Raw genomic sequence first — 25,796 nt, forward strand, 5'->3', positions numbered from 1 at the left:
AAAGCCCCCGCCGCCCGGAAATCGGCGGCAGGGGCTTCGTCGCAGTACTAGTGGAAGAAGTGCCGGGTTCCGGTGAAGTACATGGTGACTCCGGCCTTCGTGGCGGCCTCGATGGCGAGGTCGTCGCGGATGGAGCCGCCGGGCTGGACCACTGCCTTGACGCCGGCTTCGAGCAGGACCTCCAGGCCGTCCGGGAAGGGGAAGAAGGCGTCGGAGGCCGCAACCGAGCCGGTGGCGCGCTCGCCCGCTCGGGAGACGGCCAAGCGGCAGGAGTCGACGCGGTTGACCTGGCCCATGCCGACGCCGACCGAGGCGCCGTCGGAGGCGAGCAGGATCGCGTTGGACTTGACCGCGCGGCAGGCCTTCCAGGCGAAGGCGAGGTCGGCCAGGACCTCGTCGGAGGCGGCTTCGCCGGCCGCCAGCGTCCACTTGGCCGGGTCGTCGCCCTCGGCCTGGAACACGTCCTTCTGCTGCATCAGCAGGCCACCGCTGATCGCACGGAACTCGACCGGCTGGCCGAACTTCTCCGGCGGGCAGACCAGCAGCCGGATGTTCTTCTTGGCCTGCAGGATCTCGGCCGCGCCGTCTTCGTACGCCGGTGCGACCAGTACCTCGGTGAAGATCTCCGCGACCTGCTTGGCCAGCTCGACCGACACCGGCCGGTTGGTGGCGATCACGCCGCCGTACGCCGAGACCGGGTCGCACTCGTGAGCGCGCCGGTGCGCATCGGCGATGTCCTTGCCGACCGCGATGCCACACGGGTTCGCGTGCTTGATGATCGCGACGGCCGGCTCGCTGAAGTCATACGCCGTACGCCGGGCCGCATCCGCGTCGACGTAGTTGTTGTACGACATCTCCTTGCCGTGCAACTGCTCCGCGGAAGCCAGACCGTTGCGGCCGTTGCTGTAGAGAGCAGCCGGCTGGTGCGGGTTCTCGCCGTAGCGCAGTACTGCCTTCTTGTCCCAGGCCGCGCCGACCCAGGCCGGGAAGCCCGACCCGTCGGTGCTGTCGGTCAGCACGCTGCCCATCCAGGAGGCGACGGCCACGTCGTACTCAGCCGTGTGCACGAACGCCTTGAGGGCGAGCTTCTGCCGCTCCTGCAGCGAGAAGCCGCCCTCGTCGAGCACGGTGTAGACGTCGGCGTACTGGTCCGGCGAGGTCACCACGGCGACGTTCGCGTGGTTCTTGGCCGCGCCGCGGACCATCGACGGACCGCCGATGTCGATCTGCTCGACACACTCGTCGACCGAGGCGCCGGACGCGACGGTCTGGGTGAACGGGTACAGGTTGCTGACCAGCAGGTCGAACGGCTCGACCCGCATCTCGGCCAGCTGCTCGACGTGGTCGGGCTTGCGGACGTCGGCGAGCAGCCCGGCGTGCACCTTCGGGTGCAGCGTCTTGACCCGCCCGTCGAGGCACTCGGGGAACCCGGTCAGCTCCTCGACCTTGGTGACCGGTACGCCGGCGGCCGCGATCCGGGCGGCGGTGGAGCCGGTCGACACGATCTGGACCCCGGCGTCGGACAGCGCCTTCGCGAGCTCCTCCAGACCGGTCTTGTCGTAGACGCTGATCAGCGCCCGGCGGATCGGCCTGCGGTCGGTGCTCACTTCAGTCGAACCTTTCGTCCGGTGATGGTCCAGCCGGCGCGGACCAATCGGCCGACCCACTCCACCAGCTGGCGGCGCTCGACCTCCTTGATCCGCTCCGTCAGGGTGTCTTCGGTGTCATCGTCTTCGACCGGTACGACGACCTGGCCGATGATCGGCCCGGTGTCCACCCCGCCGTCGACGAAGAACAGGGTCGCGCCGGCCACCTTGACGCCGTATTCGAGCGCGTCGCGCGGTCCGTGGATACCGGGGAAGGCCGGCAGCAGCGCGTTGTGGGTGTTGATGTAGCGATCCCCGAAGCCGGCCAGGAAGTCGTCACCGACCAGCTTGAGGAACCCGGCCGAGACGACCAGGTCGGGTTTGTACTGCGCCACCGATGCTGTCAGCGCGCGATCCCAGTCGGCCCGCTCGGCGTGGTCCTTGACCTTGTGCACGAACGTCGGGACGCCGGCCGCCTCCGCCCGGTCGAGCCCGGCGATACCTTCGCGGTCGGCGCCTACGGCCACCACCTGGGCGCCGTACGCCGGATCGGCGCACGCGTCGAGGAGGGCCTGCAGGTTCGAGCCGGAGCCCGAGATGAGCACCACGAGGCGCGCGGGCTCAGGAGTGGGCGCAACCGGGTCTGTCACCCGGCAAAGCCTAGCGTTCGGGGTCGGTCCCGCTCTCCACCGGTCGCCTTGCAGCGATCACAGCAGCGGTGATTGCAGCGCCGATCGCCATCCCGGCGATCAGCACACCGGCCGCTGGGATCGCGCCTGAGATGCCGACCTGAGCCATCCGGCCCGGCCCGGCGGCGCCACCCGCCAGCACCATCAGGACCAGCAGCGCGATCCCGGCCAGCAGAGCCGCTATACCGCCGCGCAGAGCGAAGGCGTCCCAGCCCAGCACATCCGCGTCCTCCGCAGTCAGCCCACGCCGGGCAACCACCAGCCCGGCCACCGCCCCAGCCGCCAGCGGCACCAGAGCCGTCAGTACGAGCAGGTACGTCGGTGTGGCGCCGTCAGCCGGTACTGCGGCCAGCAGCGGCAGCGCAGGGAGGTTGCCGACGTCCACCCCGGTCGGGGCAATCGACGTCCCGACTCCCAGCTGGAATCCGGGTCCTGCGAGGAACGCCACGACGTACAGGATCAGGTTGGGCAACAGCATCAAGCAGATCGCGAAGAGGACCACTGAGCCGACCACACCGGCATCCAGCAGCTCCAGCATCGAGGTGACCCGGGAGAAGTGGATAGCCAGCAGTACGGCGTACAGGAGGCTGGCGACGGCCACGATCGTCAGTACTGCGGCCGCAGCGGCAGGGAACACGTCACGCAGGCCCTGTGGAGTCGCCTCGGCCATGTCGGCAGCGGCTCCCGACTCCACCAGCACCCCCGCGGTACCCGCGATGAGCGCCAGTGTGGCTGCACCGAGGAAGGCAGTCACCGGCGAGACCTTCACAGCTCCGTCGGAGGTCAGGAGCGCAATGATGAGCGCACCCAGCCCGTAGGTGACTGCGAGCACCCCGGAGGCCAGTGCGAGATCCTTGGTCTGGTCTGCTCCGCTGACTCGGGCGGTGAACCGGCCGCCGCGGTACAGACACCAGGCGAGGAACAGGGTCAGCCCCAGCGGAGCGATAGTGAGCCTGGCGTCACCGAGAGTGGCACCAGCCTTGTGCGCGACCAGCCACACAGTGGCACCGGCCCGGACTGCACCGGACGCACCACCGAAGGCTGCAGCGAGCCAGCCGACCACTGCGACGACAGCACACACCAGTAGACCGGTGAGCAGACAAGCGCCTGCTCCAATCACCGCCGAGACGATCACCGGCTTGGTCGGTGCGGTGGCGTCGGGCTGGGCGGGCCCGGGCGCCTGGTGGGATCCGCCGTCACGGGCGCCCGGACGGCTCAACATGTCGGTCATCTGCCTCCATCGTCACTCGCTGCCTGGACCTCGCTCGTTCTGACACGCCGGATATGGAAGACTTCGGCCCTGCTCGGCTGTGTGTTCTTACATTTGCTTGCTCGGGGTGGAGACGACGGACCACCAGGTACCGTCGGGTGGAATCAGTCTGGAGGTCAAGAACTAGTGACCGGTTCCCACCGCGCCCCGCGGGGCGGCAGTCGTGCCGACGCCCGGGAGGCTCGCCGTCAGCAATCGCGCCGACGGAACCAGTTGATCGGCGCCGGAGCCGCCGTAGTACTGCTCGTCGGCGGTGGTGGTATCGCCGCGGTGAACGCCTTCGGTGGCAGCGACTCCCCCGGTGACGCCAAGAACTCCGACGGCGGTTCGGGCGGCGACGACTCGAGCCTGCTCGGCGACGCAGCGGTCCTGCTCGACGGTACGGCGGTCAAGCAGCTCGCCCCGGCCGCGGGCGCCTGGGTCGTCGCCAGTACCGACAACGGCAGCAACGCCCCGGACAAGGCCTTCGTCTGCCAGTCGCAACGCTTCGCCGACCCGGCCGGCATCCGGACCTGGATCCGCACCTTCCAGAACCCGTCGACCAAGGCGACCGCGGTCCAGTACGTCGAGGTCTCCAACGACGAGGCAGCGGCCGGCAAGGCGTACGCCACCATCACCGGCTGGCTCAGCGCCTGCAACACCCCCCAGCTCCGGCTGATCTCCAGCTACACGACCGACGGGCTCGGCTCCAAGGGCGTGGTGGCCGTCTTCGGCCAGCCCGGCCCGAAGACGAACAAGTACCGCACGATCAGCGTGAGCACCGCGGGCCAGACGACGATGGTGGTGGAGTACGACACCGCCGGGACGACGCCGCCCAAGCCGGACACCATGCTCGCGACGGCAGGTGCCGGGCTGAAGCGGATCTGCGCCCAGGCCAAGTGCACGACCGGGACGCCGACGGCCAAACCGGGGCTGCTGCCGACCACCGAGCCGGCCGGTTTCATGGCGCCGATCGATCTGCCGGTGCTGCCGAGCATCGACAATCCCTGGGTCAGCACGTCCAGCGCCGCACCGAAGGGCAGCGGCTGCGAGACCGACAAGCTCGACGTGAAGAAGGCCAAGCCCAAGTCGTCCAAGTCGCAGACGTACGTCGTACCGGAGGCGAAGGTGCCACCGGAGTTCGGGCTCGACACCCTGGTGGTGGCCTTCGCCAGCCCGAACGCGGCCGCCAACTACGTGGCCGCCATTCGCAAGGCTGTGGACAACTGCAAGAAGACCCAGTCGAACGCGACCGTGAAGGCGACCGGCGACATCGCCGTGGGCAGCAGCATCAGGGGTGAGAGCTGGCGGGCGTCTTACGACACCGGCAACGGCAAGATCTTCACCTACCGGGTCGGGATCGCAGCGGCCGGCTCGCGCGCCGTCTACGTCCTCTACCCGGTGCTGAAGGACCTGGACATCACCAACCCCGCCTTCAACGAGGTCCTGACCCGCGCCGCGGAACGCTCCGCGGCGTACAAGTAGCCCTGCTGTACAACGGAGACGGCCCCCAGGATCACCTGGGGGCCGTCTCCGTTGTCGTGCGGTGTTACTTGTTCAGGTTCTGCATGATGCCGCGCATCAGGTTGGCGGTCTCGGTCGGCGTCTTGCCGACCTTCACGCCGACGGCCTCGAGGGCCTCCTGCTTGGCGGCCGCCGTCCCGGACGAGCCGGAGACGATGGCGCCGGCATGGCCCATCGTCTTGCCCTCGGGAGCGGTGAAGCCGGCCACGTAGCCGACGACCGGCTTGGTGACGTTGTCCTTGATGAACGCCGCCGCGCGCTCCTCGGCGTCGCCGCCGATCTCGCCGATCATCACGATCGCGTCGGTCTCCGGGTCGTCCTGGAACGCCTGCAGCGCGTCGATGTGCGTCGTCCCGACGATCGGGTCGCCGCCGATGCCGATCGCGGTGGAGAAGCCGAAGTCGCTCAGCTCGTACATCATCTGGTACGTCAGCGTGCCCGACTTGGAGACCAGGCCGATCCGGCCGGCGCCGGCGATGCTCGCCGGGATGATGCCGGCGTTGGACTCACCCGGGGTGATGATGCCCGGGCAGTTCGGGCCGATGATCCGGGTGGTGCCGGAGGCCTGCGCGGCGGCGAAGAAGGCAGCGGTGTCGTGCACCGGTACGCCCTCGGTGATCACCACGACCAGCGGCATACCGGCCTCGATCGCCTCGAGCACCGCGTCCTTGGTGAACTTCGGCGGTACGAAGATGACCGAGACGTTCGCCCCGGTCTCCTTGATCGCCTCGGCGACCGAGCCGAAGACCGCCACCGACTTGCCGTCGAACTCGGCCGACTGGCCGGCCTTGCGCGGGTTCACCCCGCCGACGATGTTGGTGCCGGAGGCAAGCATCCGGGTGGTGTGCTTGGTGCCTTCCGAGCCGGTCATGCCCTGCACGATGACCTTGCTGTCCTTGGTCAGGAAGATAGACATTTCAGCGATCCCTTACTTCGCAGCCAGCTCGGCGGCCCGCTTGGCGGCGCCGTCCATCGTGTCGACCCGCTCGAGTCCGGCCAGGCCGGCCTCATCGAGGATCCGGCGACCCTCCTCGGCGTTGTTACCGTCCAGCCGGACGACCAGCGGCTTGTTCACGGCCTCACCGCGGGCGGCCAGCAGCTCGAACGCCTGGACGATGCCGTTCGCGACCGCGTCACAGGCGGTGATACCGCCGAAGACGTTCACGAAGACGCTCTTCACCTGGGCGTCGGAGATGATGATCTCCAGCCCGTTCGCCATCACCTCGGCGGACGCGCCGCCACCGATGTCGAGGAAGTTGGCCGGCTTGACGCCACCGAACTCCTCACCGGCGTAGGCGACCACGTCGAGGGTGCTCATCACGAGGCCCGCGCCGTTGCCGATGATGCCGACGGAGCCGTCGAGCTTCACGTAGTTGAGGCCCTTGGCCTTGGCCGCGGCCTCCAGCGGGTCCTCGGCCGACGAGTCGGCGTAGTCCGCGAACTCCGGGTGCCGGAACTCGGCGTTCTCGTCCAGGCTGACCTTGCCGTCCAGCGCCTCGACGTTGCCGTCCTTGAGCTTGACCAGCGGGTTCACCTCGACCAGCGTGGCGTCCTCGGCCAGGAAGACCTGGTACAGCTTGACGATCTCCGGCGCGACCGCGTCGATGATGTCGGCCGGGTATCCAGCTGCCGTTGCGATATCCCGGGCCTTGGCCTCGTCGACACCGGAGGCCGGGTCGATCGAGATCTTGGCGACCGCATCCGGGTTCGTGTGCGCGACCTCTTCGATCTCCATGCCGCCGGCGGCGGAGGCGATGCAGAGGTAGTTGCGGTTGGCCCGGTCGATCAGGAAGGAGAAGTAGTACTCCTCCGCGATCGCCGCGGCCGGCACGATGTTCAGCGTCTTGACGACGTGACCCTTGATGTCCAGACCAAGGATCTCGCGGGCGCGCTCCTCGGCCTCGTCGGGGTTGGCGGCGAGCTTGACGCCGCCGGCCTTGCCACGACCACCGGTCAGCACCTGGGCCTTCACCACGACTGTGCCACCGCCGAGCTTCTCGGCCGCCGCGCGGGCTTCCTCGGGCGTGTGGACGACTTCACCCACCGTCGTCCGTACACCGTGCTTGGCGAAGACAGCCTTCGCCTGGTACTCCATCAAGTCCACGACTGTGGTCCCTCTCTCGCCTGTTCGAGTTAGGCCGCGGCAGGCTGCGGTGCTAGAGAGGCACGGTCGCCGGCGCGTTCCGTCGGGCTGAGACTAGCCACCTCCGTACCCCGCGCGACAGTCGGGGTACACGCTGAGACGACCGTCACAGGCCGCTTGCGCTCGCGTGAAAGGCTGGTTGCCATGACAGAACAAGCGACCAGACCAGCTGACGACTGGTGGCGTAGTGCCGTCGTCTACCAGGTTTACCCTCGGTCGTTCGCGGACGCGGACGGTGACGGCACGGGCGACGTGAACGGTATCCGCTCCCGGCTGCCGTACCTGGCCGAGCTCGGCATCGACGCGATCTGGATCAGCCCGTGGTACCCGTCCCCGCTGCTCGACGGCGGGTACGACGTGTCCGACTACCGCGACATCAACCCGGAGTTCGGCACCCTCGCGGACGCCGACGCGCTGATCGCCGAGGCGCACGCGCTGGGGATCCGGATCCTGATCGACCTGGTCCCGAACCACTGCTCCTGGGACCACCCGGCGTTCAAGGCGGCGCTGGCCGCGCCCAAGGGCTCCCCCGAGCGCGACCTGTTCTGGTTCCGCGACGGCAAGGAAGGTGGGCTGCCGCCGACGAACTGGCCGGCCGCCTTCGGTGGTGGCGCCTGGCAGCAGATCGAGGACGGCCAGTGGTACCTGCACATGTTCGACATCTCGCAGCCGGACTGGAACTGGGACAACCCCAAGGTGATCGAGGAGTTCGACTCGATCCTGCGGTTCTGGTTCGACCGCGGTATCGACGGCTTCCGGATCGACGTCGCCGACTCGATGGCCAAGGACGCGTCGCTGCCGGACGTACCGCTGAAGGACGGTGAGCCGACCCGGGACAAGTACGTCGGCAACCCGTTCTACGACCAGCCCGGTGTGCACGCCATCCACCAGCGCTGGCGGGCGGTCGCCGACGAGTACGCCGGTACTCCGCAGGGGCCGCGCGTGTTCGTGGCCGAGGCGTGGCTGTCCCCGGCCGAGCGGCTGGCGCAGTACGTCCGCTCGAACGAGTTGCACTCCGCGTTCAACTTCGACGTACTCCGGTCCGCCTGGGACGCGAAGGAGCTGCGGCAGGTCATCGACTACACCACCGAGAGCCTCTGGGCTGTCGGTGCGCCGGCGACCTGGGTACTGAGCAACCACGACACCGTCAGGCACCGCACCCGCTACGGCCGGGATCAGCAGCAGGCATTGGAGGGTGCGGGCGTAGTACCGGTTGATCTGGCGCTGGGTCTACGTCGGGCCCGGGCGGCGGCTCTACTGGAGCTGGCGCTGCCCGGTGGCGCCTACATCTACCAGGGCGATGAGCTGGGCTTGCCTGAGGTGGAGGACCTGCCGGAGGACGTACTGGACGACCCCACTTGGGAGCGCTCGGGTCATACCGTCCGCGGGCGCGACGGGTGCCGTGTGCCCATCCCGTGGAGCGGTAGCGAGCCGCCGTACGGCTTCGGCACTGGTGACAGCCAGCCCTGGCTCCCGCAGCCGACGGACTGGGCGCCCCTGACCGCAGAGTCCGAGGTGGCCGACCCCAACAGCCACCTTGCTCTCTACAAGGCAGCGCTGCACATCCGCCGCGAGGAAGAGGCACTCGGCGAGGGCCGGCTGGCCTGGGACACCGAAGCACCCGACGGCGTCCTCTCCTTCACCCGCGACCCCGGCTTCCGCTGCGTGGTCAACGTGAGCGAGCAGCCGATCGACCTCCCCGCCGGCGAGGTACTGCTCGCCAGCGAGCCCCTCACCGGCAACAAGCTGCCGGTGGACGCCACCGTCTGGCTGAAGGTCTGAGCCAACGCCGAGGGCCCGGATCCTGATCGGATCCGGGCCCTCGGTCACTTGGTCACGTCGGTCACTAGGTGCGGTCAGCTTTGTCGCGATCCCGCCGGTCCTGCTCTTCCCGGGCGCGACGCTCCTGCTCTTCGCGGTCCCTGCGTTCCCGGTCCTCTTGATCGCGCTTGTTCCGGTTATCTCCGTAGCTCACTTTTCACACCTCCAAGCGGCTAGGTCTTCGACCATACGCCGATTGAAGGCACTTACTTCACGCCGCCCGCGGTCAGGCCGGCGACGATGCGGCGCTGGAAGAGCAGCACCGCGATCACCAGCGGAATCGTGACGATGACGCCGGCCGCCATCTGGCTTCCGAACGGCTGGTCCCGTCCCGACGCACCGGCGAACTGCGAGATGATCACGTTCGCGGTCTGGTGATCCTTCTTCTGGACCATCGCCAGCGCGATCAGGAACTCGTTCCAGGCCGCGATGAAGGTGATGATCGCGGTCGTGAAGACGCCTGGCGCCGCCAGCGGCAGGATCACCTTGCGGAACGCCTGCGCCGGGGTGCAGCCGTCGACCATCGCGGCCTGCTCCAGCTCGCGCGGCATCTGGCGGAAGAACGAGGTCAGGGTCCAGACCGCCAGTGGCAGGGCGAACGACAAACTCGGCACGATCATCGACTGGTAGGTGTTGATCCACTTGATGTCGACGAACAGCTTCAGCAGCGGAACGATCAGCGAGATCCCGGGGAACATCGACGTCGTGATGATGATCGCGAGGACGAGATTCTTGAACCGGAAATCCAGCCGCGCCAGTGTGTATGCCGCCACCAGACCGATCACCAGGGTCAGGATCGTCACCGTCCCGGCCACCAGCAGGCTGTTCGCCAGACCACGGCCGAAGCCGGTGCCGGACTTGAAGACGTCCTTGATGTTGTCGATCGAGAACGGCCTCGGAATGATCGAGTTGTCGAACTGGTCGCTGGGCCGCCGGAGCGCGGACACCACCATCCAGTAGAACGGCAACAGGCAGTAGAGAACGATCACGGCGACGCCGAGCAGGGGCGCGTACCTACGGAGCGGGCTGCCTTCAGCCCTGATTGTCGTAGCCATCACATACCTCCGGCTGACAGTCCGGCCAGGCCGGCTGTGCCTACACCGGGCGGTGCGGCATCGCCCGACGACTTCTTCTTCTTCTTGGGCTTCGCGACGTCACCGACGACATCGGCGCCGAGCAGCTTGACGAAGGCGAACGCCACCACCGCGACATAGATGAAGAGCAACGTCGCGTAGGCCGCCGCCGGACCGTATCTGGTGTTGAACGCCTCGTCGTAGGCGAGCATCGAGAGCGTCTCGACCGAGTCCTTGTGTGGACCGACCAGCACGAACGGCAGGTCGAAGATGCGCAGTGTGTCGAGCATCCGGAACAGCACTGCGACCAGCAACGCCGGCTTCACCAGCGGAAGCGTGATCATCCGGAACTGCTGGAACGGAGAGGCGCCATCCACCTTGGCAGCCTCATAGACCTCGGCCGGGATCGTCTGCAGGCCCGCCAGTACCAGCAGTCCGATGAACGGAGCGGTCTTCCAGGTGTCGGCGATGATGACCGAGGCCACCGATTGCCAGCCCTCCGTGGACCAGAGGATCTGCGTGCCGAGGACCGAGTTCATGACACCGTCGGCCTGGAAGATCCATTTCCACAGCAGGGCGGAAACCACAGTAGGGATCGCCCAGGGGACCAGGATGCTGGCCCGGACGATGCCGCGGCCCCTGAACGCCTTGTGCATCACCAGGGCCATCGCGACACCGAGCACCGTCTCGAGGACGACGCAGGTGATCGTGAAGAACGTGGTGTTGTAGAACGCGTTCCAGAATCGATCGGCGGTATCGCCGCTGAAGATCGCCGTGTAGTTGCCGAGGCCGACATAAACGTCGCCCTCGTTGACGAAGCCGGTCTCGGGATCTACGCCGCCCGGCTTGTACAAAGACGTACGAAGTGCCGAGACGATCGGGAAAGCGACGACCAGGCCGAGCACTAGCAGCGTCGGCGACAGCAGTAGCGCCGCAAGCTTCCCGGTGCCCTCGTCGTGACGTCTCACCTTCCCCGACTCCGGGGGTTCATTCACCGGTCGTGACGCGACCGGGGCGGGTGCACTCACCTCTGCCTCCTTCTGGCTCCGGGCAGAACCCGGGCTCTGACAGGTAGGGGTCGGTACGCAGCGTTCCGCTGCGCACCGACCCCATCCACTCGGATCATTGAGTGATAAGGCTGCTCAGCTTGGTCTGCAGGTCGGTCAGCGCCTGCTTCGGCTGCTTCTTGCTGGTGAGAGCGTCGTACGCCGCTTCCTGGACGGCAGCGGTGACATCGCCGTACTTGACCACCGAGGGACGCGGCTGCGCCTTCTCGATCGACGCCTTCAGCGGCGCCAGGTACGGGAACGTCTTGTTCAGCGCCGGGTCGTCGTACAACGAGGCCCAGCTCGGGGCCTGCGAGGACGCCTGCAGGTTCGCGCGCTGCCGTTCCTCACTGGCCATGAACTTGATGAAGTCGGCCGCGGTCGCCTTGTTCTTGGCGAAGGCGCTGATCGCGTAGTTGTGACCACCGAGCGTCGAGACGCCCGGGCCGGTCTTGCCCGGCAGCGGAGCGACACCGAACTTGCCCGCCACCTTCGACGAGCCGTCGGTCTTCGAGGCCAGCGCGTAGACGTACGGCCAGTTGCGGTGGAAGAGCAGCTTGCCGTCCTGGAAGGCGCGGCGGCCCTCTTCTTCCTTATAGGTGATGGCGGCCTTCGGAATGGCTCCGGACGCGAAGCCCTTGGTGAGCTCCTCGAGGCCGGCCAGCGCCTCCGGGGTGTCCACGTTCGGCTTGCCGTCCTTGCCGACGACGACGCCGCCCGCGGAGTTGACCGCCTCGGAGAAGTTCACCGTCAGGCCTTCGTACTTCTCGAACTGACCGGCGTAGCAGTTCACGCCCTTACCCTCGGGCAGTGCCGCAACCTTCTGGCAGGCGGCGAGCATCTCGTCCCAGGTGGTCGGCGGCGTCACACCGGCCTTGTCCAGCAGATCCTTGCGGTAGTAGAGCAGCCCACCGTCCGACGTGATCGGGACCGCGTACAGCTTGTCCCGGTACTTCGCGGTCTCGACGGTCGCCGGGATCGCCTTGCCGAGGCTGGGGAACTGGTCTTGTGGTAGTTCCAGAATCCACCGGTTGGCGGCGAACTCCGCGGTCCAGACGACGTCCAGGTTGAGGACACTGAACGAGTCCTGCTTGTTCTGGGCGTTCTGGACCATCTGCTGCCGCTGGCCATCGGCCGACTCCGGCAGCTCGGAGACGGTGACTTTCTCATCCGGGTGCTGCGAGTTCCAGGCTGCGACCTGGTCCGGCAGGAAGCCGGAGGTGTCCTTGCCGGTGGCAAACGTGATCGGGCCCTTACCCTCGAGCGCGGCAACCCCGGTCGTCGCCCCACCGCCGCTGCTGCTGTCGTCACCGCCACACGCGGACGCGAGCAGCAGGAGGCTGCCGACGACCGCCGAAGCGACCGCCTTGCGTGTGTGTGATCGTTCAAACCTCATCGTGTACCTGCCCTCTCCCGATGCGAACTCCTGGTCCTGCGTCGGTCGTCCACAGACCCCACCACGCTGCGAGCCGGCCTATCCGGACAGTAACCGAGATCGGGGGCGATGTGTCCTGAGCCACACATCTTGCCGATCCCGGTGCCATGAACGGACTTAACGCATGGCTGTATGCGACCGCGATTCCACACCGTGCACAACCAGGTGTTTCTTAACGATTAGGTATTACCGATTAGTAACATGCGATCCGTGGGCAGGACGGACCGGATCGGCTGCACAAAGTCGTCGGCACGCTCCGGAACGGATCCGCCGCTCTCGCGCCGGCGTTGCGGAGGGCAACGGGTGAGAGGAGTCCCCGGCCTGGTGTTCAGGCCGGTGTTTCAGGCCGTCGCGGAGGCGTCGCCGACGTGGCCGCGGACCCACTCGACGATCTCGGTGGTGGTCGCGCCGGGAGTGAAGATCTTGTGCACGCCGAGCTCGGCCAGCGGTTGCATGTCGGCCTCGGGGATGATCCCGCCGCCGAACACCACGATGTCGTCGGCGTCCCGCTCGGTCAGCAGCTCGCGGACCTTCTTGAACAGCGTCATGTGCGCGCCGGACAGCACCGACAGGCCGATCGCGTCGGCGTCCTCGGCGATCGCCGTCTCGACGATCTGCTCCGGCGTCTGGTGCAGGCCGGTGTAGATGACCTCCATACCGGCGTCCCGCAGGGCCCGGGCGACCACCTTCGCGCCCCGGTCGTGGCCGTCCAGTCCCGGCTTGGCGACGACTACTCGCAGTGGGCTGGCGACAGACATGAGCACTACCTCTCGATCCGCGGACGCGGCATTGCGCCAGGTGACCATCGCAGGCTATCCGAGCGAGATCTTACGGATAAGACACGGTGCCGTGTGTTCCCGGCCACGCGACCTGGGAACCGGTTACCGTGAGAAGAGATCGGACCAGTTGTACGGGGGGTCTGATTGGGAGTGAGGAGACGCGATGACCGCTGACGGCATCCGGGAAGCTCTCGAGGGACTCAAGTACGGCGCCCGCTCGGTGCTGTCACCCCGCGGTCTGCAGGGTGCCGCCGTCGAGCTCGGCTGGCTCACCACGCATCTGGCCATGTACCCGCTCGGCCTGGTCAGCGGCTCCGGCGCCCGCACCGAGCGGCTCAACCTGAGCGGCCTGACGCCGGCCCAGCGCAGTCTCCTGGTCGGTGACGTCCGCGCCGCCGGTACGCCGATCCTGCTCGCTCACGGCATCATCGACAACCACACGGTCTTCGCCCTGATGCGCCGCCAGTTGCTCCGCCGTGGCTTCACCCGGATCCAGACCTTCTCGTACTCACCACTGACGCTCGACGTCCGTAGTACCGCCGAGCGGATGGGCGCCGAGATCGAGCGGCTCTGCGAGGAGTCGGGCTCGGAGCAGATCCACATCGTCGGACACAGCCTCGGCGGCCTGATCGCCCGGTACTACGTGCAGCGGCTCGGTGGCGCCGATCGCGTCCACACCTGCGTCACGCTCGGGACCCCGCACCAGGGCACGGTCGCCGCGCGGCTGCTGCCGTGGCCACTGGTGAAGCAGCTCCGGCCGGACAGCGACCTGATGACCGAGCTGGCCGAGCCGGCGCCGGACTGCCAGACCCGGTTCGTGGCGTTCTACAGCGATGTCGACCAGCTGATCGTGCCGCAGCGCCGGGCCCGGATCCTGCATCCCGACCTGATCGCGCGCAACATCCGGGTCGACGGGGTGGGACACCTGTCGCTGCCGTTCCACGGAGAGGTCGTGCACCAGATCACCGGGATGCTCTCGCACCTCGACGAGCAGGACACAGTTGCATGAAAGTTCTTCCTGACATAGCAGCCTTCTGAGCGCTCAAGCCGATGCACGTGCAGCCGCGCATGCAAAAGTTTCGTGAAGGTAGGGCCAAGAAGGGGGTGGCAGGGTTTGTCGGCTCGTTGCGGTTCCGTTATGGTGCATGAGCCCCCGAGGGGAATAAAAAACCCTCGGGAGTGGACAGACAGCTGCCCCACCCCAGCCCCCTCCCCTGTGACCGAAAGGCCACGTTGTGTCCCAGCACCGTGCCGCGGCCAGCCGCGTCACGCCCGGCAAGCCTGCCGACGCTGCGCGCAAGACCGGCGCAGGACGTCACAGTGCCAAGCATCGTGTTGCCCGGCGTAACACCCCCAGCAGTACGCAGGTAGTAGGACTGACAGCGGCCCTCGCGGCTGCGGCCGGAGCCGTCGGCTTCAGCCACAGCGCTCTGGCCACCCCGACGTCGGCGAACTCCGCGGTCAACATCGCCGCCCTCAGCCTGGGCGACGGGCAGCTGTCCGAGTTGACCACTGCGCGGATCGAGCGCCGCAACCTCGCCACCCGTGACTCCTCCCGGGTCGAGCTCACCAGCACGGACACCAACAAGAAGCAGGCCGCGGCCGACCGGACCGCGAAGGCCCGGGCCGCGAAGCTCGCCGTCACCCGCGACCTGACCGCCAAGCGCGCCACCGCCCTCGCCAACGCCAAGGCCACCTACGAGCTGGCCCAGAAGAACGCCCGCGAGTCGGCCACCCGCTGCGAGATGATGATCTCGGGCTACCACATCACGGCCGGCTTCGGTCAGGCCGGCGGCCGCTGGGCCCGCGATCACACCGGGACCGACTTCGCAGCCCCGATCGGGACCCCGATCCGCAGCGTGATGAAGGGCGTCGTGGTCAGCGCCGAGTTCGCCGGCTCGTACGGCCGGCAGGTCCGCGTCCGGCACGAGGACGGTACCGAGACCTGGTACAACCACATGTCGAAGTTCAGCGTCGAGCCCGGCGAGACCGTGTACGCCGGTGACCAGGTCGGCGCGGTCGGCGTCACCGGCAACACCACCGGCCCGCACCTGCACTTCGAGGTCCGGCCGAACGGCAACGACCCGATCGACCCGATGCCGTGGCTGCGCAACCACTGCGGCCTCAATCCCTGATCGAGCCCGCCCGTCAAAGCTTGGTCCAGAGCCCCGATAAGGCTTGGCTCAAAGCACTTTCGCGGTACTAGGCTCACGCCCATGCGTCCGGAGCCTGGTCAGGTACTGCACTTCTCCGAAGACCCGACGATCCGGATCTTCCACCCCCAGCTCGTCCCGGCCTCGGCTCGTGTCGATTCACCGACCACGCCGTACGTCTGGGCCGTCGGCCACGATCGTGCGCCCGACTACTGGTTTCCCCGGCAGTGCCCTCGCGCGATGGCGTGGGTCGGCCCCGGGACGTCATCAGAGGACCGCTCCCGGATCATCGGCGACGGGTGCGGCACACGGGTGCACGCAGTCGAGTACGGCTGGCTGCAGGCCATGCGCACGGTCGAGCTGTACGCCTACCGGCTGCCCGCCGAGCCGTTCCAGCCCGCCGAGGCGGCTCTGGTGGCGACGGAGGCGGTTGAGCCGCTGGGGCCGCCCGAGCGGGTCGGCGATCTCCTCGAGCTGCATGCGGAGGCTGGGATCCAGTTGCGGGTACTGCCGCGACTGCACGAGTTCTGGGATGTTGTCATCGGCAGCACCCTCGAGTTCAGCGGCATCCGGCTGCGCAACGCGATCGCTGGCTGATGACATACCAGGAGACCGCCGAGCTGGCTTGGCAGTGGGTGCTCGACCAGGTGCGGTGGGACGACGGGCCGTGGATCCCCGAGTCGGTGGGCGGCCCGGAGCCGGCGGAGATACCGGATGAGCGGGACGGAATGCACAGTGGGATCGGTGGGCTGGCGCACGCGCTGGCTGAGATCGGGCTCAGCAGACCATGGACCGATCGGGAGCAGGCGCTGGCGGAACGCATCGGCGAGCGGATCCGCGCGGGGATCGCGGAGAGCACCGACTGCACGTTCTTCGACGGTCTGGTCAGCAGCATCGGCGCACTGACCGCACTGGGCCTTCCGGGCTCGGCAGCAGCCGTCGAGCGCCTCCAGGAGCTGGCTGAGCCGGATGGGTGGCCGCAGACGTCCGTAGTACCGCCCAAGTATCTGCCGGATGCGCGGATCAATGACATGACGCTCGGTACGGCCGGAGTGCTCCTGGGCGCTCTGTGGGCCCGCCGGAGCGGCGTCGAGGGCTCCACCCAGCTGGCAGAGCGTGCCGTGGCCCTACTGCTCGCAGAGGCCGTGCCAGTGCCTGCGGGGCTGGACTGGCCGTTCGTGCCAGAACGCTTCCTCCCGGAGCCGAAGTCGTCGATGCCGAACCTCTCGCACGGTCTCGCCGGGGTCGCGGCGACTCTGGCGATCGCCGGCAGCGAGCTCGGCCGGCCCGACCTGGTCGATGCGGCCCGCCGCGGCGCAGAGCACCTGGTCACTCTCAACGTTGGCGACGACAAGGGCTTCCTGGTCCCCCGGCTGGTGCCGGTCAACGAAGACTCCGACCTCGATCCAGTCACCTACAACTGGTGCCACGGACCAGCCGGTACGTCGCTGCTGTTCGCCGCGCTGGAGCACGCCGGTGTCGATCAGGTGGCCGGTGAACCGCCGCTGAGCTGGCGGCGGCGCTGCTCCCACACTGTGCGGACCTCTGGCCTCCCGGAGCGCCTCTACCCCGGCTTCTGGGACAACGACGGCCGCTGCTGCGGTACTACGGGTGTCGCCGACGTGCTCCTGGACTCGTGGCAGTCCACTGGTGACCAGGTCGATCTCGACTTCGCCCTGTTCCTGGCCGACACGTTGGTCGAGCGGGCCGTCCACGACGGGCAGCACGCCTACTGGCAGTTCATCGAGCACCGCAACGACGACCCGGTACTCCCACCAGGCGTCGGCTGGATGCAGGGAGCCGCCGGGATCGCGGCGTACCTGTTCCGCGTCGCCCGCGTGGTCGACCAGGGCCGTCAGGCCCGTACCGCCCTCCGGATGGAGAACTGGTGGGCGGTACGGGCATGACGGCTTACCTCACCCGGTATAGCCGGCGAAGATCTTGCTGAACTCGTAGGGCGTCTGCGGCACATTGGTGCAGTTCACCAGCGTGCCGTTGCAGGCGTTGCGGTCCCGGGTCATCTCCCAGAAGGACAACATCCCAAGGTGCTTGCCGCGGGCGAACGTCACCAACTGGCTGGAGTGGCTCTGGTTGAAGGTCCCGCCGTCGTCGTTGCGGCCGAGCATCGGCGTGACGCCGACCTTGAGCCACGCCTGAGCGTCGGTGAGAGCCGGCCACAGTGACTTGATCTGGTTGAACGTGGACTGCGCGGCCTGTACCGCGAAGTCCCCGTAGTTGCCGGAGGCCCGGTTGTAGTCCATCGCCATCACGTTCACCAGGTCGACCTTGACGCCGTTGTCGCGGGCCGATTTGAGGGCCGCGAACCCGTTCGCGTCGAGGCCTTCGGGCAGTACCGGCAGGGTGAGCGAGATCTTCAGGGCGGGCCGGTTGGCCTGCAGGATGGCGAGGGCCTGGGAGCGCCGGGCGACCGAGATCGGGTCGGCCACCGCCCCACCCTCGATGTCGAGGTCCAGGTAGCGCAACTGGTAGGCGTCGACGACCGCCTGGTACTCGGTCGCGGTCGCCTGCGGCGTCGGGCACACCTGGGCGAGTTCGCTGCCCGCGGCGCCGCCGAGGGAGACCTTGACGTCGCCGCCAAGGGCCCGGATCGCGTCGATCTGATCCTTGGCCCAACCGGTCCGGGGGTCGTACGCGCCGAACCAGCTCGCCCGGCAGCCGCCGGCTCCGGTGATGAAACCGAGAGTGAACGAGCGGAGGTTCCCGGCGGTGGCCATCGTGGTGAGCGAAGGCGTCGGCCAAGCACCCATGTCGACGTACGGCGCAACCGGCACCAGCGACCCGGCCGTGCCGGGCAAGGTGGTGGCGGTGACCGGGTTGCCGGCCGGTGAGGAGTTCCCGGCGGCATCGTGCGCACGAACCGAGAACGTATAGGCGGTTCCCGGGTTGAGTCCGCCGACGGTGCCGGTGGTCGCGGCCGTGGTGATCAGCGGCGTGCTACCGGAGTAGACGTCGTAGCCGGTCACTCCGATGTTGTCGGTGGAGGCGTTCCAGGCCAGCGACACCGTGCTGTTGCTCGTCGCGGTCACCCGGACATTGCCGGGTGCGGTCGGTGGGCTGGTGTCACCCGCGCCGCCTGCGCAGAGGCCGCCGTTGACCCGGCAGTTGATCGGGCGGGCCGGGCCGTTCGCGATGAACCCGAACGTGGCCGACTGGCCGGCGGCGAGCGGAGCATTCCAGCTCTCGTTCAAGGCCACGATGTGATTGCCGGTGCGGCTGACGACGGAATCCCAGGAGCTGGTGATGTTCGTACCGGCGGCGAGGTCGAACTCGACCTTCCAGGTGCTGATGGTGGCAGCGGTGCCGTTGGTGATGGTGTAGGCGGCCTGGAAGTTACCGCTCCACTCGCCGGTCAAGGCGTACGTCGCGGTGACCGAACCGGCCGCCGTCGCGGGAGCCGCGACGGCGAAGGGGGCGAGCAGGGTGAGGAGGGCGAAAAGGGAAGTCAGCATGCGTGACCTGGGGCGGGTCATGGTCGCCTCCCAGCGATTGCTTTAGATAAATTAAGAAGCATTAATATCTAAAGCTGGCCGGGAGTCAAGAGATCACCGCAGATGTAGTTGGGGTACTTGGGGTACTAGCGGCGCCAGACCTCAGCAGTCGTGAGGAAAGCCGAGGAGCCGGGGCGGTCGGCTGAGCCGTCGACCTGGACGAAGCCGGGGACGGAGGCGCCGCCGATCGAGACGGTGGCCGAGCGGACCGGGGCGATCACCAGGCTGAGGCTATGGGTGCCCTCGGCGAGCTGGAAGTTGTCGGTCGCGAACAGCCGCCGGTCGAGCACGCCGCCCATCTCGATCTGGATGTCGGCGGCCTTGACGCTCAGCCCGTCGGCGAGGTTCATCGAGACCTGGACCAGATCACGCTCGACGGCCGGCTCGTGCCAGGGCAGGCCCTGCACCTCGAGGAACGAGCGGACGAAGTACCGCTCCAGCCAGGAAGCCAGATCGACGTCCTCCGAGACCACCCGGACGATCCCGTCGAACCAGAGCACCACGGCCGTACCGGCGCCGCAGATCGACCAGTCGACCATCCAGATCGACGCGAACGCGGTGACCTTGCCGTCCTTGTCGAACAGCCGCAGCCCAGGATTGGCTCCCGCCAGGATGATCCGGCGGTTGCTGCTGTCTGCTGCCTTGGGCATGGGCTGGACCTTCGTCCGGGGAGGGCCGAAACACCGATTGTCGCAGCCTGCGGACAATTCAGCACGTTGAAGTCCGTTAAATCTTCTCCACCGGGGCGTAGCGCAGGAGCAGGCGCTTGACGCCCTCGGAGCCGAAGTCGATGTCCGCCTGGGCTTGCTGGCCCTCGCCGCGGACCACCACGACGGTGCCCATACCGAAGCTGTCGTGCACCACCCGGTCGCCCGGGTTGAGGCTGATGATCGGCTTGTCGGACGCCGTACGCCGGGCCGGCTCCCAGCGGGTACTGACCCCACTACCCCCGCCGGACGACGTACCGGTCCCGGACCAGCGGGTGATCGCGGACTCGTCGCGGCGCCAGTCGAGCAGCTCGGCCGGGATCTCCTCCAGGAAGCGCGACGGCGGGTTGTGCTGTGGGGCGCCGAACGCGCTGCGGACCGCGGCCCGCGAGATCGCCAGCCGCTGCCGGGCGCGGGTGATCCCGACGTAGGCGAGACGGCGCTCCTCCTCCAGCTCCTTCACGTCGGTGAGCGACCGGGAGTGCGGGAAGATGCCGTCCTCCATGCCGGTCAGGAAGACGACCGGAAACTCGAGGCCCTTCGCGGTGTGCAGTGTCATCAGCGTGACCACCCCACCGTCGTCGGCGGCGTCGGGAATCTGGTCCGCGTCGGCGACCAGCGCGACCCGCTCCAGAAACGCCTGCAGATCGGCCGGCTCGGAGGCCGCGATGCGCTCCTCGACGAACTCCCGGGCGACCGAGATGAACTCGTCCAGGTTCTCCACCCTGGTCTCGTCCTGCGGGTCCGGTGACTTCTGCAGCTCCTCGTAGTACCCGGAGCGGTGCAGGGCGACATCCAGGATGTCGTCCGGCGGGGCGCCCGAGTCGACCATCGCGGTCAGCTCGTCGAGGATGTCGACGAAGCTCTGGACCGCGTTGGCGCTGCGGCTCGCCATCGCCGGTGCGTCGTGGGCGCGGCGCAGGGCCGCGGAGAAGGTGATCCGGTCGCGCAGCGCGAGCGCCTCGATGGCTGCTTCGGCGCGCTCACCGATCCCGCGCTTCGGCACGTTCAGGATCCGGCGCAGCGAGACGGTGTCCTCGGGGTTGGTCAGCACCCGCAGGTAGGCGAGCGCGTCGCGGACCTCCTTGCGCTCGTAGAACCGGACGCCGCCGACCACCTTGTAGGGATGGCCGGTCCGGATGAAGACCTCCTCGAACACCCGCGACTGCGCGTTGGTCCGGTAGAACACCGCGACGTCGGACGGCTTGACCCCGTCGGCGTCGGCCAGCCGGTCGATCTCGTCGGCGACGAACTGTGCCTCGTCGTGCTCGTTGTCGGCCACATAGACGGCGATCTGCTCGCCCTTGCCGGAGTCGGACCACAGGTTCTTCGCCGGGCGGCCCTCGTTCCGGCTGATCACCGCGTTGGCCGCGGACAGGATCGTCTGGGTGGAGCGGTAGTTCTGCTCCAGCAGGATCGTCTCGGCGCCGGCGAAGTCCTCCTCGAAGGCAAGGATGTTGCGGATCGTCGCCCCGCGGAAGGCATAGATCGACTGGTCGGAGTCACCGACCACCATCAGCTCGGCGGGTGGGCTGATCGGTCCGTCGTTCGGGCCCGGCTCGAGCTCGGCGCACAGCTCACGGATCAGCGTGTACTGCGCGTGGTTGGTGTCCTGGTACTCGTCGACCAGCACGTGGCGGAACCGGCGCCGGTAATACTCCCGGACCTCGGGGAAGGCCTGCAGCAGGTTGACCGTGGTCATCAGCAGGTCGTCGAAGTCCAGCGCGTTGGCCTGGGCCAGCCGCTCCTGGTAGACCCGGTAGCACTCGGCGTACGTCTCCTCCAGATGGTTCTCGGTCTTGGACGCGGCCGACTCATGGTCGATCAGCTCGTTCTTCTGGGTGCTGATCCAGTTCAGGATCGCGCGCGGGTTGTACCGCTTGACGTCCAGGTCGAGCTCGCGGCAGACCAGCGTCATCAGCCGGCGCGAGTCGGTGCTGTCGTAGATCGAGAACGTCGAACTGATCCCGAACCGCTTGATGTCGCGGCGCAGGATCCGCACGCAGGACGAGTGGAAGGTGGAGACCCACATCAGCTTCGCCCGCGGCCCGACCAGCTCGACGACGCGCTCGCGCATCTCGGCGGCGGCCTTGTTGGTGAAGGTGATCGCCAGGATCGAGCCCGGGTGCGCGTCGCGCGCCGCCAGCAGATACGCGATCCGCCGCGTCAGCACCCGCGTCTTACCCGACCCGGCCCCCGCCACCACCAGCAACGGCTTGCCCGCGTGCACCACCGCAGCGCGCTGCTGCGGGTTCAGCCCCTCGAGCAGCGCACCCGCATCGGCCCGCTGCTTCCTGGGCTCCTCGAGCGGCACCGGCAATTCATCTGGAGAAAAGAGCGTCGTCATCGCCCACCACCTTAGACACCCCCACCGACAAACCCCCCACGCCGGTACAACACCCCCACGCAGCTCCTCCGTCGCAGCTCCCACCCACCCCCGAACGCCGCTCCGCTGTCGCGGCTACAACCCCTCGGAGCCGCCACCCTGCCCCCACCGCCTCACGGTGATACCTGCGGGTCGGCCCTCACCTCACCGAGCCCGGCGATCCACCCGCAACCCCGTTGGCGTGATCCCGCTTCGCGGACAGCCTCAGCTGCGCCCTGGCCCCGGGATCTCCTGGTAATACTGCAGCTCGTAGAGGTGAGCGCCCTTGACGAGAATCGAAACCTCGACAGGCACCCTGCCGTCCGAACACACCACCCGGAACTGTCGAAGTACAGGCACGTCAGCTGGCAACTCGAGTACTTCGAACTCCTCGGCGGTTGGCAGACGCGCCGACAACCGGTCGACGAAGTCGCGTTGTGGGTAGCCGAGTTCGGCAAGGATCTCCGGCGCACCGCCCGGAATCCTGCCCCGCTTGGCCAACGGAGTACCGGCGGCGATGATTGCCGGGTAGTACGACAGCGACAGTTCTAGCGGCTCGCCGTCGCGAGACAGGAGTCGTCGCCGGAGGATCGCCTTGGCGGCATCAGCCAGCCCGAGAGCCGCTCTAACCTCAGCAGGCGGTCGCACCTCGGCTACTTCGAGCAGGGTGTGCGAGTATCCCGAACTTGGCGGCAGGTAGGCCGCGACGTCGACTACGAAAGGCTGCTTGTCCCGCACATAGACGCCCTTGCCCACCTCGCTGTAGACGAAGCCCTCGCGCTTGAGAGCCGATAGCGCGCGCTGGATGGTCGCATTCGCCGCTGAGAAGCGCTCCACCAACTGCTGCGTCGACGGAAGCTGCGAGCCAGGCGCCATCTCACCGGCCATGATCAGCGCTCGGAGGTCGGCAGCGATTTGTTGATGCCGCGGCCGGACGTCGCGCCTATCCACGGCAGCCGCCAGAGATCAAGAGCATCAAGGAGTCACCTGATACCGCAGATGCCGATCCGCAGCTGTCATCGTCATGATGCTCATCTCGACCGGGCGACCTTCAAGAGAACGCGCCAGTCGAACCAGGACCAACACCCACTCACCATCGGCCAGGGCCAGTAGCTGCTGCTCATCGGATGTGGCAGGGCGGGCCGAAACGTCCTCCTGGACCCGCTCGAGCCGATAGCCGAGTTCAGCCAGCAGAGTGACCGCACCGCCACGAATCTTCCGTGACTCGGCAAGCGCCGTGCCACGAGCTATCTGGGACGGATAGTAGGAGTCGGTCAACTCAACCGGCTGGTCGTCGACGAGCATCACTCGTCGGCGCACGACGACGCGCTCATCCGATCCGAGCCGCAGACCTTCAGCCACACTCGCCGGTGGCGAAACCTCGGCGACCTCCCTTAGCTGCTGGGTACCGGACACTTTCCGCTCCGCGGTCTCCTCCGCCCAGGCGTCGGCCTCCCCCGCGCGACGCGGCCGCAGATACGGGCTCGAGACGCTTTCCCACTCGCCGGGCGTACTCACTTCGATCCGCCTCTCCATCGGCTGTCTGTCCCTGCAGATCATTCACTCTACTGGCAAACGAGGCGGGGTTCGCAGACCCAAACCTTACTGCAATATGCGAAAGGCATTACGGTTGATGATACGGGGCCGGCGTTGTGAAGTCCCTGCGCCTCTGGTCTCGCCTCAACGTGGTGGGCGCCTCGGTGGCGGGGAGCCGATTCTCCGGTACCACGCTACGAGAGTCGACGTGGGAGGAGTCCACGATCAATGGTGTTCTCTTCGAGCAGGTCGACCTCTCGTCAGCGCGCTGGGAGGGAACGAGGATCGAGCGCACAGCCTTCACCGGCTGCCAACTCTCTGGATTCAGCGTGACCGATGCGAGCCTGGGTAACGTCCTCTTCGAGAACTGCCGGTTGGACTACGCGACCTTTCACGGGGTACGAACGACCGGCGCAGTCGCTTTCGTGAACTGCACGCTCGCTGAAGCAAGCCTGATCAACTGTCGCTTCAGCGACGTGGTTTTCGAGCAGTGCCGCCTTGCCGGTACCGAATTCGACAGTTGCGAGCTGCGCGGCGCCGACCTGCGCGGCAATCTCCTCGACAGCATCCGCGGAATCGCGTCACTTCGAGGCGCCAAGGTCGCGGTCGATCAGCTCTTCGAGCTGGCTCGTGCTCTGCCGGCTGACTTGGAACTTCAGCTCAGCGGCCCAGTAGGCGGCGGAGGAAGGAGCGGGTAGGTGGTTGGTGGGGCTGGGGCCAGGTGGTGTCTGACTTTGTCCAGGGGTGGGATTGGTCGGTACCTCGATCCGTCTTCGCCGGTTGCGCGCAGTACGGGCTCTCTCATACCGAAAGTCTGGCATCCGGCATAGCAGGGCGGGAACCGTTTCATCCACCGGATGGAATCGGGCGCGTGTCGGCTGAGAGCAGACCTGCTGGCAGCAGAAAAGGTGGGGATCAGGGTCGCCGGGTGGTCATGGTGGGTTCATGGCCGATGAGATGAAACCTCCCATGTTCAACGAGCAGACCCGGCAGTCGTTGCTGAGGCGGCGGATCGTCGTACTGGACGGGCAGCTGAACGACGACAACGGCACGCTCCTGACCACCCAGCTCCTCACCCTGGCCGCCGAGGACCCGACGACCGACATCTCGTTGTGGATCCACTCGATCGGCGGGTCGGTGCCCTCGATGCTGGCGATCCGGGACGTCATGCGGCTGGTGCCGTGTGACGTCTCGACGCTGGCCCTCGGGCTGGCCTGCAGCGCGGGGCAGTTCCTGCTGTCGGCCGGTACGCCGGGCAAGCGCTTCGCGCTCCGCCATGCGCGGGTGCTCATGCACCAGGGGTCGGCCGGGATCGGTGGCTCGGCGGTGGAGATCGAGATCCAGGCGAACGACCTGCGCCACATCCGCGACACCGTGCTCGCCCTGATCGCGGCCGACACCGGGCAGTCCATGGAGACCGTCTTCGACGACTCGCTGCACGACCGCTGGTACACCGCCGACGAGGCCCGGACCTACGGGTTCATCGACCACATCGTCGAGACCTTCGACCAAGTGATGCCGCAACAGCCCGCGCAGGCAGGAGCCGACCGATGAGCTACATGATCCCCAACGTGATCAGCCCGCACCCGCGCGGCGAGCGGATCATGGACGTCTACTCGCACCTGCTGACCGAGCGCATCATCTATCTCGGTACTGCCATCGACGCCGGCGTCGCCAACGCGCTGATCGCCCAGCTGCTGCACCTGGAGGCGGACAAGCCGGACAGCCGGATCAACCTCTACATCAACTGCGAGGGCGGTGACATGACCGCGATGCTCGCGATCTACGACACCATGCAGGTCATCAGCCCACCGGTCGCGACGTTCTGTGTCGGCCAGGCGATCGCGGCCGGCGCGGTGCTGCTCGCCGCCGGCGCACCAGGTCAACGGGCGGTCCTGCCGCATGCGCGCGTAGTACTGCATCAACCGGGTGCGCGCGGGCAGGGCACCATCCCCGACCTGATCCTGCAGGCCGACGAGCTGGTCCGCGTTCGCAGCCAGCAGGAGGCGATCCTGGCGACCCACACCGGTCAGTCGATCGAACGCCTTCGCCACGACACCGATCGCGACCATGTGCTGACCGCGCAAGCGGCCTGCGACTACGGCATCGCCGACGAGGTGATCCAGCACCGCACCCTGGCCAAGACCCCGGCGCTGACGGCGTAGCCCGAAGCCCGGCAGC

The 25,796-nt window shown here is 67.6% G+C and carries 24 protein-coding genes; 9 read left to right on the forward strand and 15 right to left on the reverse strand.

Annotation, left to right across the window (positions count from 1 at the left end; all coding sequences use genetic code 11):
* Positions 1-47 precede the first annotated feature (47 nt).
* The 3 genes from purH to G3I17_RS08010 are packed head-to-tail and all read right to left on the reverse strand — an operon-like array spanning position 48 to position 3,506.
* On the reverse strand, positions 48-1,607 hold the full coding sequence (gene purH / locus G3I17_RS08000; protein ID WP_164595295.1) for a bifunctional phosphoribosylaminoimidazolecarboxamide formyltransferase/IMP cyclohydrolase: 1,560 nt from the start codon (positions 1,605-1,607) through the stop codon (positions 48-50).
* Entirely contained in the window at positions 1,604-2,236 is a 633-nt protein-coding gene (gene purN / locus G3I17_RS08005; protein WP_164595296.1) for a phosphoribosylglycinamide formyltransferase, read from the reverse strand. Before purN ends, purH begins: the two co-directional genes overlap by 4 nt.
* A 10-nt stretch (positions 2,237-2,246) precedes the next feature.
* Positions 2,247-3,506, reverse strand: coding sequence for a DUF6350 family protein (locus G3I17_RS08010; protein ID WP_164595297.1), 1,260 nt, complete (start codon positions 3,504-3,506; stop codon positions 2,247-2,249).
* Between the two features lie 165 nt (positions 3,507-3,671).
* Here G3I17_RS08010 and G3I17_RS08015 point away from each other — a divergent pair, with 165 nt between their 5' ends.
* Positions 3,672-5,009 (forward strand): hypothetical protein, encoded by a 1,338-nt coding sequence (locus G3I17_RS08015; protein ID WP_164595298.1) that lies wholly within the window; start codon positions 3,672-3,674, stop codon positions 5,007-5,009.
* A 64-nt stretch (positions 5,010-5,073) separates the two neighbouring features.
* On the opposite strand, the gene sucD is transcribed toward G3I17_RS08015, so the two are convergent.
* Together sucD and sucC are read right to left on the reverse strand one after the other, a co-directional pair.
* Positions 5,074-5,964, reverse strand: a complete 891-nt coding sequence (sucD, locus tag G3I17_RS08020; RefSeq protein WP_164595299.1) for a succinate--CoA ligase subunit alpha — start codon at positions 5,962-5,964, stop codon at positions 5,074-5,076.
* A 12-nt stretch (positions 5,965-5,976) separates the two neighbouring features.
* Entirely contained in the window at positions 5,977-7,152 is a 1,176-nt protein-coding gene (gene sucC, locus G3I17_RS08025; protein WP_164595300.1) for an ADP-forming succinate--CoA ligase subunit beta, read from the reverse strand.
* Positions 7,153-7,335: 183 nt separating this feature from the next.
* On the opposite strand from sucC, the gene G3I17_RS08030 reads away from it, so the two are divergent.
* A complete protein-coding gene (locus tag G3I17_RS08030; protein WP_164595301.1) occupies positions 7,336-8,973 on the forward strand; it encodes a glycoside hydrolase family 13 protein in 1,638 nt (545 codons plus the stop codon).
* Between the two features lie 64 nt (positions 8,974-9,037).
* Here the strand turns inward: G3I17_RS08030 and G3I17_RS41555 are convergent, their stop codons facing one another.
* The 5 genes from G3I17_RS41555 to G3I17_RS08050 form a co-directional block, all read right to left on the reverse strand.
* Positions 9,038-9,166: a hypothetical protein gene (locus tag G3I17_RS41555; RefSeq protein WP_275402401.1), complete on the reverse strand. Its 129-nt coding sequence runs from the start codon at positions 9,164-9,166 to the stop codon at positions 9,038-9,040.
* Between the two features lie 52 nt (positions 9,167-9,218).
* A complete protein-coding gene (locus G3I17_RS08035) occupies positions 9,219-10,067 on the reverse strand; it encodes a carbohydrate ABC transporter permease (RefSeq protein WP_164595302.1) in 849 nt (282 codons plus the stop codon).
* The gene (locus G3I17_RS08040; protein ID WP_164595303.1) at positions 10,067-11,053 is read right to left on the reverse strand and encodes a sugar ABC transporter permease; all 987 of its coding nucleotides are present in this window, start codon (positions 11,051-11,053) and stop codon (positions 10,067-10,069) included. Before G3I17_RS08040 ends, G3I17_RS08035 begins: the two co-directional genes overlap by 1 nt.
* A 154-nt stretch (positions 11,054-11,207) precedes the next feature.
* Positions 11,208-12,527, reverse strand: a complete 1,320-nt coding sequence (locus G3I17_RS08045; RefSeq protein ID WP_164595304.1) for an ABC transporter substrate-binding protein — start codon at positions 12,525-12,527, stop codon at positions 11,208-11,210.
* Between the two features lie 380 nt (positions 12,528-12,907).
* Entirely contained in the window at positions 12,908-13,324 is a 417-nt protein-coding gene (locus G3I17_RS08050) for a cobalamin B12-binding domain-containing protein (protein ID WP_164595305.1), read from the reverse strand.
* A gap of 184 nt (positions 13,325-13,508) precedes the next feature.
* Between G3I17_RS08050 and G3I17_RS08055 the strand changes: the two genes are divergently transcribed.
* The 4 genes from G3I17_RS08055 (at position 13,509) to G3I17_RS08070 (ending at position 17,405) form a co-directional block, all read left to right on the forward strand.
* Positions 13,509-14,354, forward strand: a complete 846-nt coding sequence (locus G3I17_RS08055; protein ID WP_164595306.1) for an alpha/beta fold hydrolase — start codon at positions 13,509-13,511, stop codon at positions 14,352-14,354.
* A gap of 226 nt (positions 14,355-14,580) precedes the next feature.
* On the forward strand, positions 14,581-15,480 hold the full coding sequence (locus tag G3I17_RS42025; protein ID WP_203589896.1) for a M23 family metallopeptidase: 900 nt from the start codon (positions 14,581-14,583) through the stop codon (positions 15,478-15,480).
* Between the two features lie 81 nt (positions 15,481-15,561).
* The gene (locus tag G3I17_RS08065; protein ID WP_164595307.1) at positions 15,562-16,095 is read left to right on the forward strand and encodes a DUF6886 family protein; all 534 of its coding nucleotides are present in this window, start codon (positions 15,562-15,564) and stop codon (positions 16,093-16,095) included.
* Positions 16,095-17,405, forward strand: coding sequence for a lanthionine synthetase LanC family protein (locus G3I17_RS08070; RefSeq protein ID WP_203589897.1), 1,311 nt, complete (start codon positions 16,095-16,097; stop codon positions 17,403-17,405). Before G3I17_RS08065 ends, G3I17_RS08070 begins: the two co-directional genes overlap by 1 nt.
* A gap of 9 nt (positions 17,406-17,414) precedes the next feature.
* On the opposite strand, the gene G3I17_RS08075 is transcribed toward G3I17_RS08070, so the two are convergent.
* The 5 genes from G3I17_RS08075 to G3I17_RS08095 form a co-directional block, all read right to left on the reverse strand.
* On the reverse strand, positions 17,415-18,968 hold the full coding sequence (locus G3I17_RS08075) for a cellulose binding domain-containing protein (RefSeq protein WP_239062317.1): 1,554 nt from the start codon (positions 18,966-18,968) through the stop codon (positions 17,415-17,417).
* Positions 18,969-19,093: 125 nt separating this feature from the next.
* Entirely contained in the window at positions 19,094-19,657 is a 564-nt protein-coding gene (locus tag G3I17_RS08080) for a hypothetical protein (protein ID WP_164595309.1), read from the reverse strand.
* A 76-nt stretch (positions 19,658-19,733) separates the two neighbouring features.
* On the reverse strand, positions 19,734-22,061 hold the full coding sequence (gene pcrA, locus G3I17_RS08085; protein WP_164595310.1) for a DNA helicase PcrA: 2,328 nt from the start codon (positions 22,059-22,061) through the stop codon (positions 19,734-19,736).
* A 243-nt stretch (positions 22,062-22,304) separates the two neighbouring features.
* Positions 22,305-23,030 (reverse strand): GntR family transcriptional regulator, encoded by a 726-nt coding sequence (locus G3I17_RS08090; RefSeq protein ID WP_343238236.1) that lies wholly within the window; start codon positions 23,028-23,030, stop codon positions 22,305-22,307.
* A gap of 24 nt (positions 23,031-23,054) precedes the next feature.
* Positions 23,055-23,495 carry a UTRA domain-containing protein gene (locus G3I17_RS08095; RefSeq protein ID WP_343238237.1) on the reverse strand — a complete coding sequence of 147 codons (441 nt, stop codon included), beginning with the start codon at positions 23,493-23,495 and terminating at the stop codon, positions 23,055-23,057.
* Between the two features lie 236 nt (positions 23,496-23,731).
* On the opposite strand from G3I17_RS08095, the gene G3I17_RS08100 reads away from it, so the two are divergent.
* The 3 genes from G3I17_RS08100 to G3I17_RS08110 all read left to right on the forward strand — a co-directional run bounded on the left by G3I17_RS08100 (position 23,732) and on the right by G3I17_RS08110 (position 25,780).
* The gene (locus G3I17_RS08100) at positions 23,732-24,313 is read left to right on the forward strand and encodes a pentapeptide repeat-containing protein (protein ID WP_164595312.1); all 582 of its coding nucleotides are present in this window, start codon (positions 23,732-23,734) and stop codon (positions 24,311-24,313) included.
* A gap of 247 nt (positions 24,314-24,560) precedes the next feature.
* The gene (locus tag G3I17_RS08105) at positions 24,561-25,169 is read left to right on the forward strand and encodes an ATP-dependent Clp protease proteolytic subunit (protein WP_164595313.1); all 609 of its coding nucleotides are present in this window, start codon (positions 24,561-24,563) and stop codon (positions 25,167-25,169) included.
* Complete coding sequence (locus G3I17_RS08110) at positions 25,166-25,780, forward strand: ATP-dependent Clp protease proteolytic subunit (RefSeq protein ID WP_164595314.1); 615 nt, start codon at positions 25,166-25,168, stop codon at positions 25,778-25,780. The genes G3I17_RS08105 and G3I17_RS08110 overlap by 4 nt, the downstream gene beginning before the upstream one ends.
* Positions 25,781-25,796: the final 16 nt, after the last annotated feature.

The sequence above is a fragment of the Streptomyces sp. SID13031 genome, from assembly GCF_010548305.1.
Classification (GTDB): domain Bacteria; phylum Actinomycetota; class Actinomycetes; order Propionibacteriales; family Kribbellaceae; genus Kribbella.

What these genes read in the sequence shown, in the direction of transcription:
- G3I17_RS08010 (WP_164595297.1), bottom strand. Translation starts at nt 3,506, where the DNA reads ATGACCGACATGTTGAGCCGTCCGGGCGCCCGTGACGGCGGATCCCAC.
- sucD (WP_164595299.1), bottom strand. Translation starts at nt 5,964, where the DNA reads ATGTCTATCTTCCTGACCAAGGACAGCAAGGTCATCGTGCAGGGCATG.
- G3I17_RS08030 (WP_164595301.1), top strand. Translation starts at nt 7,336, where the DNA reads ATGACAGAACAAGCGACCAGACCAGCTGACGACTGGTGGCGTAGTGCC.
- G3I17_RS08035 (WP_164595302.1), bottom strand. Translation starts at nt 10,067, where the DNA reads ATGGCTACGACAATCAGGGCTGAAGGCAGCCCGCTCCGTAGGTACGCG.
- G3I17_RS08045 (WP_164595304.1), bottom strand. Translation starts at nt 12,527, where the DNA reads ATGAGGTTTGAACGATCACACACACGCAAGGCGGTCGCTTCGGCGGTC.
- G3I17_RS08050 (WP_164595305.1), bottom strand. Translation starts at nt 13,324, where the DNA reads ATGTCTGTCGCCAGCCCACTGCGAGTAGTCGTCGCCAAGCCGGGACTG.
- G3I17_RS08055 (WP_164595306.1), top strand. Translation starts at nt 13,509, where the DNA reads ATGACCGCTGACGGCATCCGGGAAGCTCTCGAGGGACTCAAGTACGGC.
- G3I17_RS08065 (WP_164595307.1), top strand. Translation starts at nt 15,562, where the DNA reads ATGCGTCCGGAGCCTGGTCAGGTACTGCACTTCTCCGAAGACCCGACG.
- G3I17_RS08070 (WP_203589897.1), top strand. Translation starts at nt 16,095, where the DNA reads ATGACATACCAGGAGACCGCCGAGCTGGCTTGGCAGTGGGTGCTCGAC.
- G3I17_RS08075 (WP_239062317.1), bottom strand. Translation starts at nt 18,968, where the DNA reads ATGCTGACTTCCCTTTTCGCCCTCCTCACCCTGCTCGCCCCCTTCGCC.
- G3I17_RS08080 (WP_164595309.1), bottom strand. Translation starts at nt 19,657, where the DNA reads ATGCCCAAGGCAGCAGACAGCAGCAACCGCCGGATCATCCTGGCGGGA.
- pcrA (WP_164595310.1), bottom strand. Translation starts at nt 22,061, where the DNA reads ATGACGACGCTCTTTTCTCCAGATGAATTGCCGGTGCCGCTCGAGGAG.
- G3I17_RS08105 (WP_164595313.1), top strand. Translation starts at nt 24,561, where the DNA reads ATGGCCGATGAGATGAAACCTCCCATGTTCAACGAGCAGACCCGGCAG.
- G3I17_RS08110 (WP_164595314.1), top strand. Translation starts at nt 25,166, where the DNA reads ATGAGCTACATGATCCCCAACGTGATCAGCCCGCACCCGCGCGGCGAG.